Origin of the sequence: Thioalkalivibrio sp. K90mix (assembly GCF_000025545.1) — a bacterium.
Lineage (GTDB): Bacteria > Pseudomonadota > Gammaproteobacteria > Ectothiorhodospirales > Ectothiorhodospiraceae > Thioalkalivibrio.
Map to the genome: position 1 here is coordinate 1,976,088 of NC_013889.1, position 14,540 is coordinate 1,990,627.

Sequence of the window (14,540 nt, forward strand, 5' to 3'; positions counted from 1 at the left end):
CACTGCAATCGCCCGGCCTTGCGCCGGGCGATTGCGTTACGAGGCTTCCTCCGCGCAAACGAGGTCCGCGCTTTTGACCCAGTTGGCTTCACAGTCCAGATAGGCCTGGTTGAATCCGGAGAAACGTACCAGTCCGTCCAGATCCTTGATTCGGATGGCTCCGTCTTCTGTGCTAATGAGGTCCCGCTTGCGCAACTGGCTGAACGACCGGCTCACATGCACCGCGGACATGCCCAGCGCATCCCCGAGCACGCTCTGATTCATCGGGAGCCGGACCTCCTCGGACGGACGCTGCAGGCGCACTTTCATCTCGAGCAGAAAATGCGCAAGGCGCTCGGCCGCGGGCCGGCGGCCGATGTTGATGATGCGCTCCACCAGCATCGACTGTTCGCGCGCCAGGATCAGAAAGAACAGCGAAGCCAGACGCGGCGCCTGCTCGAACACCTCGGTCAGCTGGCCGCGGGGAAACGGGCAGGCCTCGATGTCGGTCAGCGCGACGAAGTCCGAGCGAGCCTCGTTGAACCCCATCTCGCGCAAGCCCAGGATTTGCCCCGGCAAAAAGATATCCAGCACCTGACGCCGCCCATCGGCCAGGTCACGTACCGCACAGGCCCAGCCCGAGCGTAGCGTGTAGAAACGCTCGGCCTCCTCGCCAGCTGCACACAGGCAGGTCTCGGCGGCGTAACGCTTCGGGTCCTTCTCCAGCTGCAACAACAGCGCCTTCTCCTCGGGCACGAGGTCTGCAAACTGGTCAATCTGCTCGAGGATGCAACCTTGCGATATGGGCATCGCGGGCTCCTTTGTCTTCGCACAAAGCGATCATGTCACGCAACGAAACACCCGTGTTACCTCACGTAACAATCACAAGAAAGTCGTACGTCCAAACGACTGATTCCCAATACCGTCCTTTCATGGCGTACTTTTTGCAACCCCAAAGGCCATTCTGTGAACCCGTTCACCCAGGGGAATGCGCCACCGCCATGACCGATGCGCTCGACAGCACCCGCGAGTTCCTCAGCGCCCACGCCCCGTTCGATCAGCTCGAACCCGACGCGCTGGAATTCCTGCTGCCGCGTCTGGAGAACCGCTTCTACGCGCGCGGGGCCCGTATCACCGATCCCGATGCCGGCCCGGCACGCCGCTTTCACATCATCCGCCAAGGCCGCATTCGTGGCGAGACCCCCAGCGAAGACGAGCAACTCTCGGGAAAGGCCTGGGAACTGATTCCCGGCGAGTGTTTCCCGATTGGCGCCCTGCTCGGTCGCCGCGCCGTCCATACGGTACACCGAGCCGCCGAAGATACGGTATGCCTGGAGCTGGACCTGGAGGATTTCGACCGGCTGCGTAGCCGCTCCCGCGTCTTCAATGACTTCTGCACGCGACGGCTGGCCAATCTGCTGGACCGCCTGCAACAGGGCCTGGACACCCTGTCCAGCCGTGACGGCGGCGCAGCCGGGCAGCTCAACACCCCGCTCGCACTGCGCATCGCCCGCAGCCCGGTGACCTGCCGCCCGGACACACACCTGCGCGAGGTGCTGACCACCATGCGCGACGAGCGCGTGGGCTCCGTGGTCGCGGTGGACGCCGAACAGCGTCCGGTGGGCATCTTCACCCTGCGGGACCTGCTGGCACGGGTCGCCCTGAAGGATGTCGGCCTCGACACCCCGCTGGACGCCGTGATGACGCCCGGCCCGGTCGCACTGGAGGAGAGTGCGCCGGGCTTCGAGGGCATCGAGGCGATGACCGAACACGGGATGACACACCTGTGCGTGGTGCGCGAGGGCCGCCTGGTCGGCGTACTCGGCGAACGCGACCTGCTGACCAGCCAGCCCCTGACCCTGGACGGCCTGGTGCGCGAGATCCGCCGCGCCGACAGCGTGGCGGCCATTGCCGAACGGCTGCGCCAGGTCCCGCGCCTGATCGAGGCTGTGGTCGGCCAGGGGGCCGAGGCGGATCAGGTGTTGCGTCTGATCACGCGCCTGAACGAACACGCAACCCGCCGCGTGCTGGCCCTGCTACGCCCGCAGTACGAAGCAATCGAAGGGATCGACTTCACCTGGCTGGCCTTCGGCTCCCAGGCGCGCGAGGAACAGGCCCTGGTCACCGACCAGGACAACGGCATCCTGTTCGACGCCGAGGCCGGCGATGCGGATGCGATCCGCGAGCGTCTGCTGCCCTACGCAAAAGCCGTGAACGAGGCGCTGGCCGAATGCGGCTTCATGCTGTGCCCCGGCAACATCATGGCGGGCAACCCGGAATGCTGCCTGAGCGGCCCGGAGTGGGATCGGCGCTTTACCCGCTGGATCGAGCAGGGCACCCCCGAGCATCTACTCAAAAGCACCATTTTCTTCGACCTGCGTGCGGTGGATGGCGACCACGGCCCGGTGGAGGCGCTGCGCACCCAACTGCTGCAAAAGACCGCCTACAACAGCCGCTTCCGCCGCCAGATGGCGGCCAACCAGCAGGCCTTCCGCCCGCCGCTGGGGCTGTTCGGCGAGATCAGGAGTGGCGCGCACGGCATCGACATCAAGAAACAGGGGCTGACCCCGTTCGTGGATGCGGCGCGCGTGATCGCCCTGGCCGCCGAGCTGCCGGCCACCCGCACCCACGAGCGTCTCGACCAGGCCGTTACCGCGGAGGTGATGCGCGAATCCGACGCGCGCGACTATCACGCCGCCCTGCGCTATCTGCAGATGCTGCGGCTGCGCGCGCAACAAAAGGCGCTGCGTGAAGGGCGCGACGACGACAACCGAATCCGGCCGGAGGAACTGGGCACCCTTGAGGGACGCATCCTCAAGGAGTCCTTCCGGCAGGCTCGCAAGCTGCAAGGCCAGCTTGAGGTGCAGTACCAGCTGTGACGAATCGCGTCGACGAGTCACGGCAAACAATAAAACTCATGAGAGGAGCTACGTCATGTCACAAGAAGACCTGAGCCGGCAGGCCTACTGGCGCGCGCATCTGCGCCTGTTGGCGATCTGCCTTGCCATCTGGTTTCTCGTGTCCTTCGGGCTGGGGATCATTCTGGCCGCACCGCTGAACGCGTTCTCGATCGGCGGGTATCCGCTGGGCTTCTGGTTCGCCCAGCAGGGCGCGATCTACACCTTCATCATCCTGATCTTCGTTTATGCCTGGCGCATGAACGTCCTGGATCGCAAGTACAACGTCCACGAGGAGTAAGCCTGTCATGGATCAACAGACCCTAAGTCTTCTCGTGGTCGGGGCGACCTTCGCCCTGTACATCGGCATCGCCATCTGGGCGCGGGCCGGTTCGACCAGCGAGTTCTACGTCGCCGGGCGCGGCGTCAACCCGATCGCCAACGGGATGGCCACCGCGGCGGACTGGATGTCCGCCGCGTCGTTCATCTCCATGGCCGGCCTGATCGCGTTCCTCGGCTTCACCGGGGGCGCCTACCTGATGGGCTGGACCGGCGGCTACGTGCTGATGGCCCTGTTGCTGGCCCCGTACCTGCGCAAGTTCGGCAAGTTCACGGTGCCGGAATTCATCGGTGACCGGTTCTACTCGAAGGTTGCACGCGTGGTGGCGGTCGTCTCGCTGCTGGCGATGTCCATCACCTACGTGATCGGACAGATGCGTGGCGTCGGGATTGCGTTCTCCAACATCCTCGAAGTGCCGCTGGCCATCGGCCTGATCTCGGGCATGGCGGTGGTGTTCATCTACGCGGTGCTCGGCGGGATGAAAGGGATTACCTACACCCAGATCGCGCAGTACGTGATCATGATCTTCGCCTACACCGTGCCGGCGGTCTTCATCTCGCTGACCCTCACCGGCCAGGTGTTCCCGCAGATCGGCCTGGGTTCCACCCTGCAGGGTCAGGACACCTACCTGCTGGAGGCCCTGGACCAGACGATGGTGGATCTTGGCTTCACCATGTACACGGCCACCGAGGGCGGCATGAGCATGCTCAACATGTTCCTGCTGACCATGGCGCTGATGATCGGTACCGCCGGTCTGCCGCACGTGATCATCCGGTTCTTTACCGTTCCGCGTGTGCGCGATGCGCGTAAGTCCGCCGGCTGGGCGCTGGTCTTCATCGGCATCCTCTACACCACCGCCCCGGCGGTCGGTGCGATGGCGATCTGGAACCTCGTCAACACCGTGCATCCGGGCGAAATCGGCACCGAGGAAGGCCACCTGGCCTACGAGGACAAGCCGGCCTGGATGGAGCGCTGGGAACAGACTGGTCTGCTCGCGTTCGAGGACAAGAACGAAGACGGCCGCATGCAGTACTACAACGATGCCAACGAAGAGTTCGCCGCGATGGCGGAAGAGGAATACGGCTGGGAAGGCTCCGAGATCGTAACCCTCGACCGCGACATCATGGTGCTGGCCAATCCCGAGATCGCCGGGCTTCCGGGCTGGGTGATCGCGCTGGTGGCGGCCGGTGGTATCGCGGCGGCCCTGTCGACTGCGGCCGGTCTGTTGCTGGCCATCTCGTCGGCCATCTCGCATGACTTGCTGAAGGGGGTCTTCATGCCTCGAATCAGCGAGAAGAACGAGCTGCTGGCGGGACGGATCGCCATGGCAGGCGCAATCCTGTTCGCGGGATATCTGGGGCTCAATCCACCAGGCTTTGCGGCCGAGGTGGTCGCACTCGCCTTCGGTCTTGCCGCGGCCTCGCTGTTCCCGACCCTGATGATGGGCATCTTCATGAAGAAGATGAACAAGGAAGGCGCGATCGCCGGCATGCTGGTCGGTCTGGTGACCACCCTGCTCTACATCTTTACCTACAAGGGGTGGTTCTTCTTCTCCGGCACCGCCATGCTCCCGGATACCGAGGAGTACTGGCTGTTCGGCGTGAACCCGACCGGCTTCGGCGCCATTGGCGCGGTGTTCAACTTCGTCGCGGCCTACATCGTGATGAAGCTGACCAAGGAGCCGCCGCAGCATATCCAGGAGCTGGTGGAAAGCGTGCGTGTTCCGCGCACCGACAACCCGAGCTGATGCCGTGCCCGGTCATGCCGCCGGCATGACCGGGCCTGTCGGCCCACCATGAATGGACATGCATGACATTCATGCAACGAAGGGAAGCAAACGCTTCCCCGGGGTCGGCCCGGCACATGCCGGGTCGGCCTTTTTTCCTTCGGGACAATTCTCCAGTACCCGGAAGGGGCGCTGGAGAATTGCTCTGACCCCACCCACCACCCACGCCGCGAACGAAGGTTGCCCGGTACGCAGATGAACGGTGAACTGGAAGAGATTCGCGAGTTCCTGGAACGCTGCCCGGAACTCGCGCGCCTGCCCGCCGAGACGCGCACGGGTCTTGTTCGCCGTCTGACCCTGCGCTACCTGCGCGAGGACAGCCCGTTCCCGCCCGCCGATGCGCCCCCCGGCGAGCTGTGGATCGTGCGCACCGGGGCCGCCGAACTGTACGACGCCCGGGACCAGCTCCAGGACCGTCTGGGCGAAGGCGACCTGCTCAACACCACTCACGCCAGCAACCTGCACGGCCGTATCACCGAGGATGCCCTGATCTACCAGCTGGAGGCCGACCGTGCCCGCGACCTCGCCGGCCGGGACGAGGCCTTCCGCGAATTTGTCGATCTCGACACCGACCGCTTGCGGGCACCAGCGGCGACCTCGCCCGCGGGCGAGCGCAGCCTGCTGACTACCCCCGTGCGCGCCCTGATGACACCGCGCCCGATCATGTCGCCGACCAGCCTCACCCTGCGCGAGGCGGCCCAGCGCATGACCGAAGCGGACATCTCCGCCCTGCTGCTGCACGCGCCCGGCCAGGGAGACATCCCGGTGGGCATCCTGACCGACACCGACCTGCGCCATGCCCTGGCTGCAGGCACCGACCCCGGATGCAGCGTGGCCGAATGCATGGCGCAGCCGGTCGCCGCGGTCAGCCGCGACACTCCAGCCTTCGATGCCCTGCTGCGCATGGCGCGGCGGGACATCCATCATCTGCCGGTCACCAATGGCGAGAACGGCCCGCTGGTCGGCATTCTCTCCAGCACCGACCTGATCCGCCATCAGGGCACCAGCGCGGTGTACCTGGTACGCGACCTGCGCCGCGCCGACGGCCTCGACGCCCTGCGTGACGTGATGCGTGCCCTGCCCAGCCTGCAGGTGCAGCTGGTCGAGGCCGGGGCCGATGCGACCCAGATCGGCCAGACCATCACCACGGTGATCGACACCCTCACGCAGTGCCTGATCGAACAGGCAGAAGCGAAGCTCGGTCCCGCGCCGGCCGCCTACGCCTGGCTGGCCAGCGGCAGTCAGGGGCGGCACGAACAGATGGTGCATACCGATCAGGACACGGCACTGGTCTACGACGATGCGGCACCCCCCGATGCCGACGCCTGGTTCCAGCGCCTGGCCGAGGAGGTCGGCGAAGGCCTGGCGGCCTGCGGCATCCGCCGCTGCCCGGGCGATGTCGACCCGAGCCAGCCCCACTGGCGGCGCTCGACCCGCGACTGGGAGCACGAGATTCGGCGGGTGTTGAGCCATCCCTCACCGCGCGATGCGATGCTCGCCACCCATTACCTCGATCTGCGCGTGATCCACGGCCCGACCCGCCTGTTCGAACCCGTACGCCACACAGCCCTGGAACAGGGCTATCGCAGCGAGGCGGTATTGCGCATGCTCGCCGACCAGGCACGGGAAGTGCGCCCGCCGCTGGGATTCTTTCGCCAGTTCGTACTCGAACGCGGGGGCGAACACGCCGACACCCTGGACCTGAAGATGCGCGGCCTGATGCCGATCGTCGCGCTAGCCCGGGTGTTTGCCCTGCGCGCCGGGTCGGACGCCCGCAGCACGCTCGAGCGGCTGCGGGCCGCCCGCCACGCGGGTGTTCTGTCGGAGGGCACAGGCGCCGACCTGATCGACGCCTGGCAGTTCATCGCCACGCTGCGCACACGCCTGCAGGCCGAGCAGATCCGGCGCGGGTCCGCCCCCGACAACGCCCTGTCCCCGAACGAGCTGTCCGGGCTGGAGCGCAGCCACCTGAAGAACGCATTTCGCCTGGTGGCCCATGCGCAGAAGGCCGCCCTGGCCCAGGCCGAGCAGGTACACGGGTGACCCGTCCCCTGAATTGCATGTACCCGTCCGAGGCTTCCTGATGCCCTGCCCACCGCCGGAGGACACGCCCTGGGTGCGCCCCATCGGGCACTGGCGTTTCTGCTACCGCCGCCAGCGGGCGGCGCAACACGCCCCGACAGGGGCCCTGCGGGCCTGCCTGGAGTCACCCCTGCCCTCCGCTCGGCAAGCGGTGGCGGACTGCCGCTTTCTCGCAGTGGATCTCGAAACCACGGGGCTCGACCCGGAGCACGATGCGATCCTGAGCATCGGCTGGGTGGCGATGGACGGTGTACGCATCGACCTGTCGACCGCCGATCAGCGGCTAGTACGCGCGGATTGCCCGGTGCCGGAACAAAGCGCGGTCATCCACCGCATCACCGACCGCGAGGCGGCCGGCGGGACCACCGTGGACAGCGCCCTCGATGCCCTGTTCGAGGTGCTTCAGGGGCGCGTCCTGGTCGCCCATCACGCCGCACTGGAGCTCGGCTTTCTGGAGGAGGCGTGCTATCGCCTGTACGGCGTGCGCCCACCGCTCCCGGTAGTGGATACCCTGCGCCTGGCGGAGCGCCAGTTGCGGCGCGCGGGGCGCCCGATCCCGGCGGATGGCATGCGCCTTCACACCCTGCGCGGACGCTACAATCTGCCGCAGTACCGCGCACACGACGCGCTGTTCGACGCCCTGGCCGCCGGCGAGCTGTTCGTCGCCCTGGTCAGCCAGCTTTCTCCGGAGGCACAAGTCCCGCTGGAGCGCGTGCTGTTCCGCCCTGGGTGGCTCTGGTAGCACGGATCCCGGCGGTCGACATGCTATCCTCAGCTCCCAAAATGCCCACGAATTGATCACGATTCCCGAACTGAATCACGGAGGCCCTGATGAGCGACACCATCGAGTCCACGCTGCACGAGACCCGTCACTTCGCGCCGCCGGCGGAGTTCACGAAGAACGCCCGTCTGAAGCCCGAAGATCTCGAGGCCCTGCACAAGAAGGCCGACGCCGACTACGAGGGCTTCTGGTGTGACCTCGCGCGCGAGAAGATCGACTGGCAGACCGAGTTCACCGAGGGTCTGGACAGCTCGAACGCACCACACTACCGCTGGTTCGCCGACGGGCGCATGAACGTCTCCTACAACTGCATCGACCGTCATCTTGAAGTGCGCGGCAACAAGACCGCGATCATCTTCGAGGCGGAAAATGGCGAGACCCGCAACCTGACCTACCGCGACCTCTACAACGAGGTCGGGAAGCTCGCCAACGCGCTCAAGACCATGGGTGTTGAAAAGGGCGACCGGGTGATCATCTACATGCCGATGAACGCCGAGGCCGTGATCGCCATGCAGGCCTGCGCCCGCATCGGCGCGATCCACTCGGTGGTCTTCGGGGGATTCTCCGCCGATGCCCTGCGTGACCGCATCGTCGACTCCGGCGCCAAGCTGGTCATCACGGCGGATGGTGGCGTGCGCGGCGGCAAGACCGTAGCCCTCAAGGCCAATGTCGACAAGGCGCTGGACTCCAATCCGGCCGACGTCGAGAAGGTCATCGTCTGCAAGCGCGCCGGCAACGACGTGACCATGCAGGACGAACGCGACATCTGGTGGGACGACGCCGTGGATGGCGAGTCGGTCGACTGCGAACCGGAATGGGTCGAGTCCGAGCACCCCCTTTTCCTGCTCTATACCTCCGGGTCCACCGGCAAGCCGAAGGGCATCCAGCACTCCAGCGCCGGATACCTGCTGGGCGCGATTATCACCAACCAGTGGGTGTTCGACCTGCAGGGCGACGACGTCTACTGGTGCACCGCCGATGTCGGCTGGATCACCGGCCATACCTACGTCGCCTACGGCCCGTTGGCGGTCGGCGCGACGCAGGTCGTCTACGAGGGCGTGCCGACGGTGCCCGATGCCGGCCGCTGGTGGAAAATGTGCCAGGACCACGGCGTGACCGTGTTCTACACCGCCCCGACCGCGATCCGCGCGCTGATGAAGGCCGGTGATGACTTCCCCGCCCAGTACGACCTGTCGAAGTTGCGGCTGCTGGGCACGGTCGGCGAGCCGATCAACCCCGAGGCCTGGATGTGGTACTACCGCGTGATCGGCGGTGAACGCTGCCCGGTGGTCGACACCTGGTGGCAGACCGAGACCGGCGCCAACATGATCGCCCCGATCCCCGGTGCCACCACCCTGGTGCCCGGGTCCTGCACCCAGGCCCTGCCCGGCATCGACGCCGACGTGGTGGACGAGAACGGCAACAGCCTGCCCGCCGATCAGGGCGGATACCTGGTAATCAAGAAGCCGTGGCCGTCGATGCTGCGCACCGTGTGGGGCGACGATCAGCGCTACAAGGACACCTACTGGCCCAAGTTCGACGGCAAGTACTACCTGGCCGGCGACTCCGCGCGCCGCGATTCCGAAGGCAACTTCTGGATCATGGGCCGCATCGACGACGTGCTGAACGTCTCCGGCCATCGTCTGGGCACCATGGAGGTCGAATCGGCCCTGGTCGCACATGCCGAGGTGGCCGAGGCCGCCGTGGTCGGGCGTCCGCATGATGTGAAAGGCGAGGCCATCGTGGCCTTCGTGATCCTGAAGGGCGACCGCCTGACCGGCGACGAGGCCGACGCGATGATCAAGGACCTGCGCAACTGGGTGGCCGATCAGATCGGCCCGATCGCCAAGCCGGACGACATCCGCTTTGCCGACGGCCTGCCCAAGACCCGCTCCGGCAAGATCATGCGCCGGCTGCTGCGCTCCATCGCCAAGGGCGAGGAGATCACCTCGGACACCTCGACGCTCGAGAACGAGGCCGTGATCCCGCAGCTCCAGGGCAAGGCCTGAGTCACGGTCCGGGGCCCATCGCCCCGGCCCTGCTTTGATCTTCCTGTAGGAGGCCAGCCCTCTGGCCGATCGGGCGCCGGAAAGGGCTGATCGGCCAGAGGGCTGGCCTCCTACCGTTCGTGCCTTGGCGGAGATACGCATTCCGGGCACCATATCCGTTCCACCCGGGGCACCCAAGGCATGACGACGCACCACTCCGATCACCCGCAAACCCCGCGCCTGCGTGTGCTGCTCGGCGAGGTCACGGCCATGGGCCCGGGCAAGGCCATGCTGCTGGAGGCCATCCGCGAGAAGGGCTCCATCTCCGCCGCAGCACGCAGTGTCGGCATGTCCTATCGCCGCGCCTGGGATCTGGTCGAGACGATGAACCAGAGCTTCCGCGAGCCCATGGTCGAGACCGCCAAGGGCGGCTCAGGTGGTGGCGGTGCACAGGTCACGGAGTTCGGCGAGCGGGTACTGGCGCGCTACCGGGAGATGGAAGCCCGCGCGACGGCGGCCATCCGCGCGGAACTGGACGCCTTCAGCGAATTCCTGGCCGACTCGGCACGCCCGGACTAATACTCTTCCGCCACCAATCCTTCGGCCAGCAGCGCGGCAAAATGCTCGGCAGGTAGCGGGCGGCTGGCCAGATAACCCTGGTAGTGATCGCAGCCCAGCTCGCGCAGCGCGCCGAGCTGCTCGCGGGTCTCGACCCCCTCGGCCAGCACGCTCAGGCCCAGCCCGTGCCCCAGCGCCACGATCGCCCGCGCAATCGAGCGATCATCGGCATCGTGCGCACCCGCCGCCAGGCCATCCACGAAACTCTTGTCGACCTTCAGCGTATCGACCGGGAAGCGCTTGAGCTGGGCCATGGACGAATACCCGGTCCCGAAATCGTCCACCGCGAAGCTCACGCCCCGCTCGCGCAGGCGCTGGAGGATACGCCGGGCGCGCTCGGGGTCGGACATCAGCGCCGACTCGGTAATCTCCAGTTCCAGGTACTTGGCCGGATAACCATGCCCCTCCAGCAGATCGGCCACCTGATGGTCGATCGCCACCCGCTGAAACTGGAGTGCGGAGACATTCACCGCCAGGCGTACAGCCGGATAGCCGGCATCGCGCCAGGCCTGCCCCTGCGCCAGCACACGCCGCAGCACCCAGTCACCCAGCTCCACGATCAGGCCCGTCTGCTCCGCTACCGGGATGAAGCGTCCGGGCGATACGGGGCCCAGTTCGGGGTCGGTCCAGCGCAGCAGGGCCTCGGCCCCGATCAGCACACCATCACTGACGCGATACTGCGGCTGGTAGTGAACCTCAAGGCTGTCCTGCTCGATCGCGCGCCGCAGCCGCGCATTCAGGTCGATGCGTTCGCGGGCCGCCTCGGTGAACGCATCCGAGTAGTAGCGATAGCCGCCACGCCCGTCCTCCTTGGCACGCGACAGCGCGGTACCGGCCTGCTGCAGCAACGTCTCGGCATCCGCCCCGTGGTCCGGGAACACGGCGATGCCAATCGTCGCCGCAATCTCAAATTCGACGCCGTCGCCGAGATCGACCGGGCGTCCCACTTCGCGAAGGATGTCCTCGGCGACCAGCGCGGCATCGTCCACATGCGCCAGATTGTCCGCCAGCACGGCAAACTCGTCGCTGGCCAGGCGGGCGACCGTGTCGGTACCCCGCTGCCCCGCCTGGAGGCGATCGGCGACGATCTTCAGCAGGCGATCACCCGCGGCATGCCCTCTCGAGTCGTTGATGTCCTTGAAACGGTCGACGTCGATGATCAGGATCGCCAGTAAACCATTACGTCGCCGCATCAGCGCGATCGCCTGCGCCAGTCGGGCCCGCAGCAACCGGCGGTTGGGCAGCTCGGTCAGGGGGTCATGGTGCGCGAGAAAGTCGAGCTCGGCCTCCGAGGCCTTGAGACGGGAGATATCCGCGAACACGGAGACATAGTGGGTCAGGCGACCCTGGTCATCGCGCACTGCCGTGATGCTTTGCAGTTCGGGAAAAATCTCGCCGGTCTTGCGCCGGTTCCAGATCTCGCCCTGCCAGTGCCCTTCCGTCTCGAGTTGACGCCGCATGTTGGCGTAGAAGGCCTGGTCGTGTCGCCCCGACTGGAACATCTTGGGCGTGCGCCCCACGACCTCGTCCTGGGTATATCCCATCAACTCGGTGAATGCACGATTGACCGACAGGATGTGGGCGGTGGCGTCGGTAATCACCACACCCTCGCGGGTGTTCTCGAACACCACCGACGCCAGCCGCCGGCGCTCCTCCTGCTCCCGGCGTTCGGTGATGTCCTCAATGGTCGCGACTACGCGATCGATGGCGCCATCGGCCGTGCGCGTGCATTTCACATCGATGTCCGCGACGAGCACCCGGCCATCCCGTCTCAGTAGCCGCTTCTCGATGCTGTACCCGTCGCGCTCGCCGGCCTGCATGGCCGCATCGAGCGGCGCTTCGCAGCTGCGATCCTCGGGTACGGCCAGACGATCCCAGTCGGTCCGGACCAGTTCTTCCGGCGAGTAGCCGAGCATCTGTGCCAGGAACGGATTGACCCGCTCCCAGCCCCTGCCGCCCGGATACGAGATCGCCATACCCAGAAACGGCATATCGAAGTACAGCCGCAGCAGACGGTCCTGCTCGGCATGCGAATGCATTAGTACCAGATGTTGGCGCAGCCACTGCTGGCGCCAGAGCAGGCCACCGGCCGCCAGCATGATCAACCAGACAAACAGCGTGGCGGCCCCCATCCATAGCGCCTGCTGGCGGGGTGCGATCGCCAGGGACGCAACATTGCGCTTGAGGATCAGGTCCCATCCCGGTGCCGACAGCGGCTGGACGCCCGCCAGAAACCCCCCATCGGCATCATCGAACAGCGCTACGCTAACACCCTCTCGTTCACGGTCGAGAATCTCGTGGCGCAAGCGCGCGAAGGCCTCCGGCGGGTCGATGATATGGCCGCCCTGTGCCTCGATTCGTGCAATCGTGGCCCAGCGTGTGTCGTCCCGGGCCACCACATGGGGATCCACCGTCCCCGCCTCCTCGCCAACGGTCAGCAGCGCACGCAACATCTCGATCCCGGAGGACAGCACGACCACGGCGACCGGCTCGCCGTCCGGATCGACTCGGTCCGCTACCGGGACCGCCCAGCTAATCCGCACCTCGCCCCGGGCATTCGCATGCAGGTAGGGGGCACTTACCTCACCGCTGACCAGGGCCTCCGTGACCGCCTTGTCCACCGCGACATCGTCCAGCGAGTTATGCCCCACCTCCACGATGGGCCGCCAGTCCCGGTCGATCAGCGAAATGGCGTCGTAGTCGTAACGCTCATGCATCAACTCCAGGCGATGACGTACCTGTTCCAGCGCCAGCGGCGACTGCACCAGAACGGCGGTTCGCGCAAAGACGGAGAAGTCCCGCGCCTGGGCGAGCACCATCGCATCACCCTCGCGCTCCGCCAGCCAGCGGTCCAGCAGGCCACCCTTGAGAAAGGCCGATCGGCGCAGATCCTCACGCGCCTGATCCTTCGCGGAGGTCGCCTGGATCTGCCAGGTACCAAACGCCATACCGGTCGTGGACAGGGCGACTGCAAGGGCCAGCACCGTCCAGCCACCCGCTCCAAAGCGCTTTGGGCCAAAACGCCTCGGGGTAGAGGACGTCAACGATGACGCGCGGGCGCCGGCCAGTTGCCCGACGGCGCTCCAACTCATCGCCAGATAAAGGGCCAAAGCCGACACGATGATGAATCCGAGGCCCTTGCCGAGATTGGCCAGGGTTAATACATCGCCGATGCCGGTGCCCAGCCACCAGGCAACAGCGACATCGGACAGGATGATCCACAGCACGCCCAGCACGAAGAAGGTCCCGGCAATCCATTCGGGGGCCCGCGATCGCCTGGTTTGTGCCAACGCTTTCAAGGAATGAGTCCCCTCTGTCGGGCGACACTGAACGGAAGACCCACAAGGATCATCAATAGCGTCCGATACAGGAGTACATTGAGGCGGGCGATATGAAGCTCGCCTGCAGTGGATTCCGCAGCATCCAGTGGAACCCTCACGAGCCAGGGGCTGTCTCCACTCACAGTAGCAGCGCAACCGCAGCAGCATACCGGAAACCGGAGGCACGCCATTTGACGCAGATCAATTGAGTACCCGCCAGCCCGACGGGCCGATCGGGCCACCAGTCATCCACCTGACGACAAGGAGCACGACATGGAGGCCACACTGAAGGACGGGATCCTGACCCTGAAGATCGACAAGAAGACCGCCGAGAGCATCGCGGAGAACATCACCGAGCTCGAGGGCGAGATCAGCAACGGTGCCCGCGCACTCGGCTCCGTACTGCAACAGGGTGTCTACGAGCTGGAAAACGAATTCCGGCAGCCGCCGCACGCCTTCGACGAGCACGCGCCCAAGCAGCCATCGATCGAGGACTGACACGAGCCCGCTCGTATACACACGGAACCCGCAAGGAGGACGTTATGCATCTGGAAAAGGCCGAAAACGGCGAACTGGTGATCACGATGCCGGAGGCGGAGGCCTCCGATGCCCTGGCCACACTGAAAAAGCGCGCCGATGAACTGGACGAGTGCGAGGAACTGGCCGAGGCCCTGGAAGAGGCCGGAATCCAGCTGCCCGCGCAGCCCGACCACATCCGGCACGAATACATGCCCCCGGCGGATTAATGA

At 66.0% G+C, this 14,540-nt stretch carries 11 protein-coding genes; 9 read left to right on the forward strand and 2 right to left on the reverse strand.

Annotated features, from left to right (window positions below; all coding sequences use genetic code 11):
- Positions 1–36: 36 nt before the first annotated feature.
- On the reverse strand, positions 37–789 hold the full coding sequence (locus TK90_RS09345; protein ID WP_012983228.1) for a Crp/Fnr family transcriptional regulator: 753 nt from the start codon (positions 787–789) through the stop codon (positions 37–39).
- A 191-nt stretch (positions 790–980) separates the two neighbouring features.
- Between TK90_RS09345 and TK90_RS09350 the strand changes: the two genes are divergently transcribed.
- The 7 genes from TK90_RS09350 to TK90_RS09380 all read left to right on the forward strand — a co-directional run bounded on the left by TK90_RS09350 (position 981) and on the right by TK90_RS09380 (position 10,432).
- Positions 981–2,858, forward strand: coding sequence for a DUF294 nucleotidyltransferase-like domain-containing protein (locus TK90_RS09350; protein WP_012983229.1), 1,878 nt, complete (start codon positions 981–983; stop codon positions 2,856–2,858).
- Positions 2,859–2,913: 55 nt separating this feature from the next.
- Positions 2,914–3,177: a DUF4212 domain-containing protein gene (locus TK90_RS09355; protein ID WP_012983230.1), complete on the forward strand. Its 264-nt coding sequence runs from the start codon at positions 2,914–2,916 to the stop codon at positions 3,175–3,177.
- A 7-nt stretch (positions 3,178–3,184) separates the two neighbouring features.
- Positions 3,185–4,963, forward strand: a complete 1,779-nt coding sequence (locus tag TK90_RS09360; protein ID WP_012983231.1) for a sodium:solute symporter family protein — start codon at positions 3,185–3,187, stop codon at positions 4,961–4,963.
- A 234-nt stretch (positions 4,964–5,197) separates the two neighbouring features.
- The gene (locus TK90_RS09365; RefSeq protein ID WP_012983232.1) at positions 5,198–7,045 is read left to right on the forward strand and encodes a putative nucleotidyltransferase substrate binding domain-containing protein; all 1,848 of its coding nucleotides are present in this window, start codon (positions 5,198–5,200) and stop codon (positions 7,043–7,045) included.
- 40 nt (positions 7,046–7,085) lie between these two features.
- Positions 7,086–7,826, forward strand: coding sequence for an exonuclease domain-containing protein (locus TK90_RS09370; RefSeq protein WP_012983233.1), 741 nt, complete (start codon positions 7,086–7,088; stop codon positions 7,824–7,826).
- 89 nt (positions 7,827–7,915) lie between these two features.
- Complete coding sequence (gene acs, locus TK90_RS09375) at positions 7,916–9,874, forward strand: acetate--CoA ligase (protein WP_012983234.1); 1,959 nt, start codon at positions 7,916–7,918, stop codon at positions 9,872–9,874.
- Positions 9,875–10,054: 180 nt separating this feature from the next.
- Positions 10,055–10,432 (forward strand): winged helix-turn-helix domain-containing protein, encoded by a 378-nt coding sequence (locus TK90_RS09380; RefSeq protein ID WP_012983235.1) that lies wholly within the window; start codon positions 10,055–10,057, stop codon positions 10,430–10,432.
- Here TK90_RS09380 and TK90_RS09385 read toward each other — a convergent pair.
- Positions 10,429–13,770, reverse strand: a complete 3,342-nt coding sequence (locus TK90_RS09385) for a bifunctional diguanylate cyclase/phosphodiesterase (RefSeq protein WP_244406381.1) — start codon at positions 13,768–13,770, stop codon at positions 10,429–10,431. The two genes, TK90_RS09380 and TK90_RS09385, sit on opposite strands and share 4 nt — an antisense overlap.
- A 294-nt stretch (positions 13,771–14,064) precedes the next feature.
- Between TK90_RS09385 and TK90_RS09390 the strand changes: the two genes are divergently transcribed.
- Positions 14,065–14,289 (forward strand): hypothetical protein, encoded by a 225-nt coding sequence (locus TK90_RS09390; protein WP_012983237.1) that lies wholly within the window; start codon positions 14,065–14,067, stop codon positions 14,287–14,289.
- A 44-nt stretch (positions 14,290–14,333) separates the two neighbouring features.
- On the forward strand, positions 14,334–14,537 hold the full coding sequence (locus TK90_RS09395) for a hypothetical protein (protein ID WP_012983238.1): 204 nt from the start codon (positions 14,334–14,336) through the stop codon (positions 14,535–14,537).
- Positions 14,538–14,540: the final 3 nt, after the last annotated feature.

Excerpts from the sequence above, each read along its gene's own strand:
- TK90_RS09345 (WP_012983228.1), bottom strand. The coding sequence starts at position 789 with ATGCCCATATCGCAAGGTTGCATCCTCGAGCAGATTGACCAGTTTGCA.
- TK90_RS09350 (WP_012983229.1), top strand. The coding sequence starts at position 981 with ATGACCGATGCGCTCGACAGCACCCGCGAGTTCCTCAGCGCCCACGCC.
- TK90_RS09355 (WP_012983230.1), top strand. The coding sequence starts at position 2,914 with ATGTCACAAGAAGACCTGAGCCGGCAGGCCTACTGGCGCGCGCATCTG.
- TK90_RS09360 (WP_012983231.1), top strand. The coding sequence starts at position 3,185 with ATGGATCAACAGACCCTAAGTCTTCTCGTGGTCGGGGCGACCTTCGCC.
- TK90_RS09365 (WP_012983232.1), top strand. The coding sequence starts at position 5,198 with ATGAACGGTGAACTGGAAGAGATTCGCGAGTTCCTGGAACGCTGCCCG.
- TK90_RS09370 (WP_012983233.1), top strand. The coding sequence starts at position 7,086 with ATGCCCTGCCCACCGCCGGAGGACACGCCCTGGGTGCGCCCCATCGGG.
- acs (WP_012983234.1), top strand. The coding sequence starts at position 7,916 with ATGAGCGACACCATCGAGTCCACGCTGCACGAGACCCGTCACTTCGCG.
- TK90_RS09380 (WP_012983235.1), top strand. The coding sequence starts at position 10,055 with ATGACGACGCACCACTCCGATCACCCGCAAACCCCGCGCCTGCGTGTG.
- TK90_RS09390 (WP_012983237.1), top strand. The coding sequence starts at position 14,065 with ATGGAGGCCACACTGAAGGACGGGATCCTGACCCTGAAGATCGACAAG.
- TK90_RS09395 (WP_012983238.1), top strand. The coding sequence starts at position 14,334 with ATGCATCTGGAAAAGGCCGAAAACGGCGAACTGGTGATCACGATGCCG.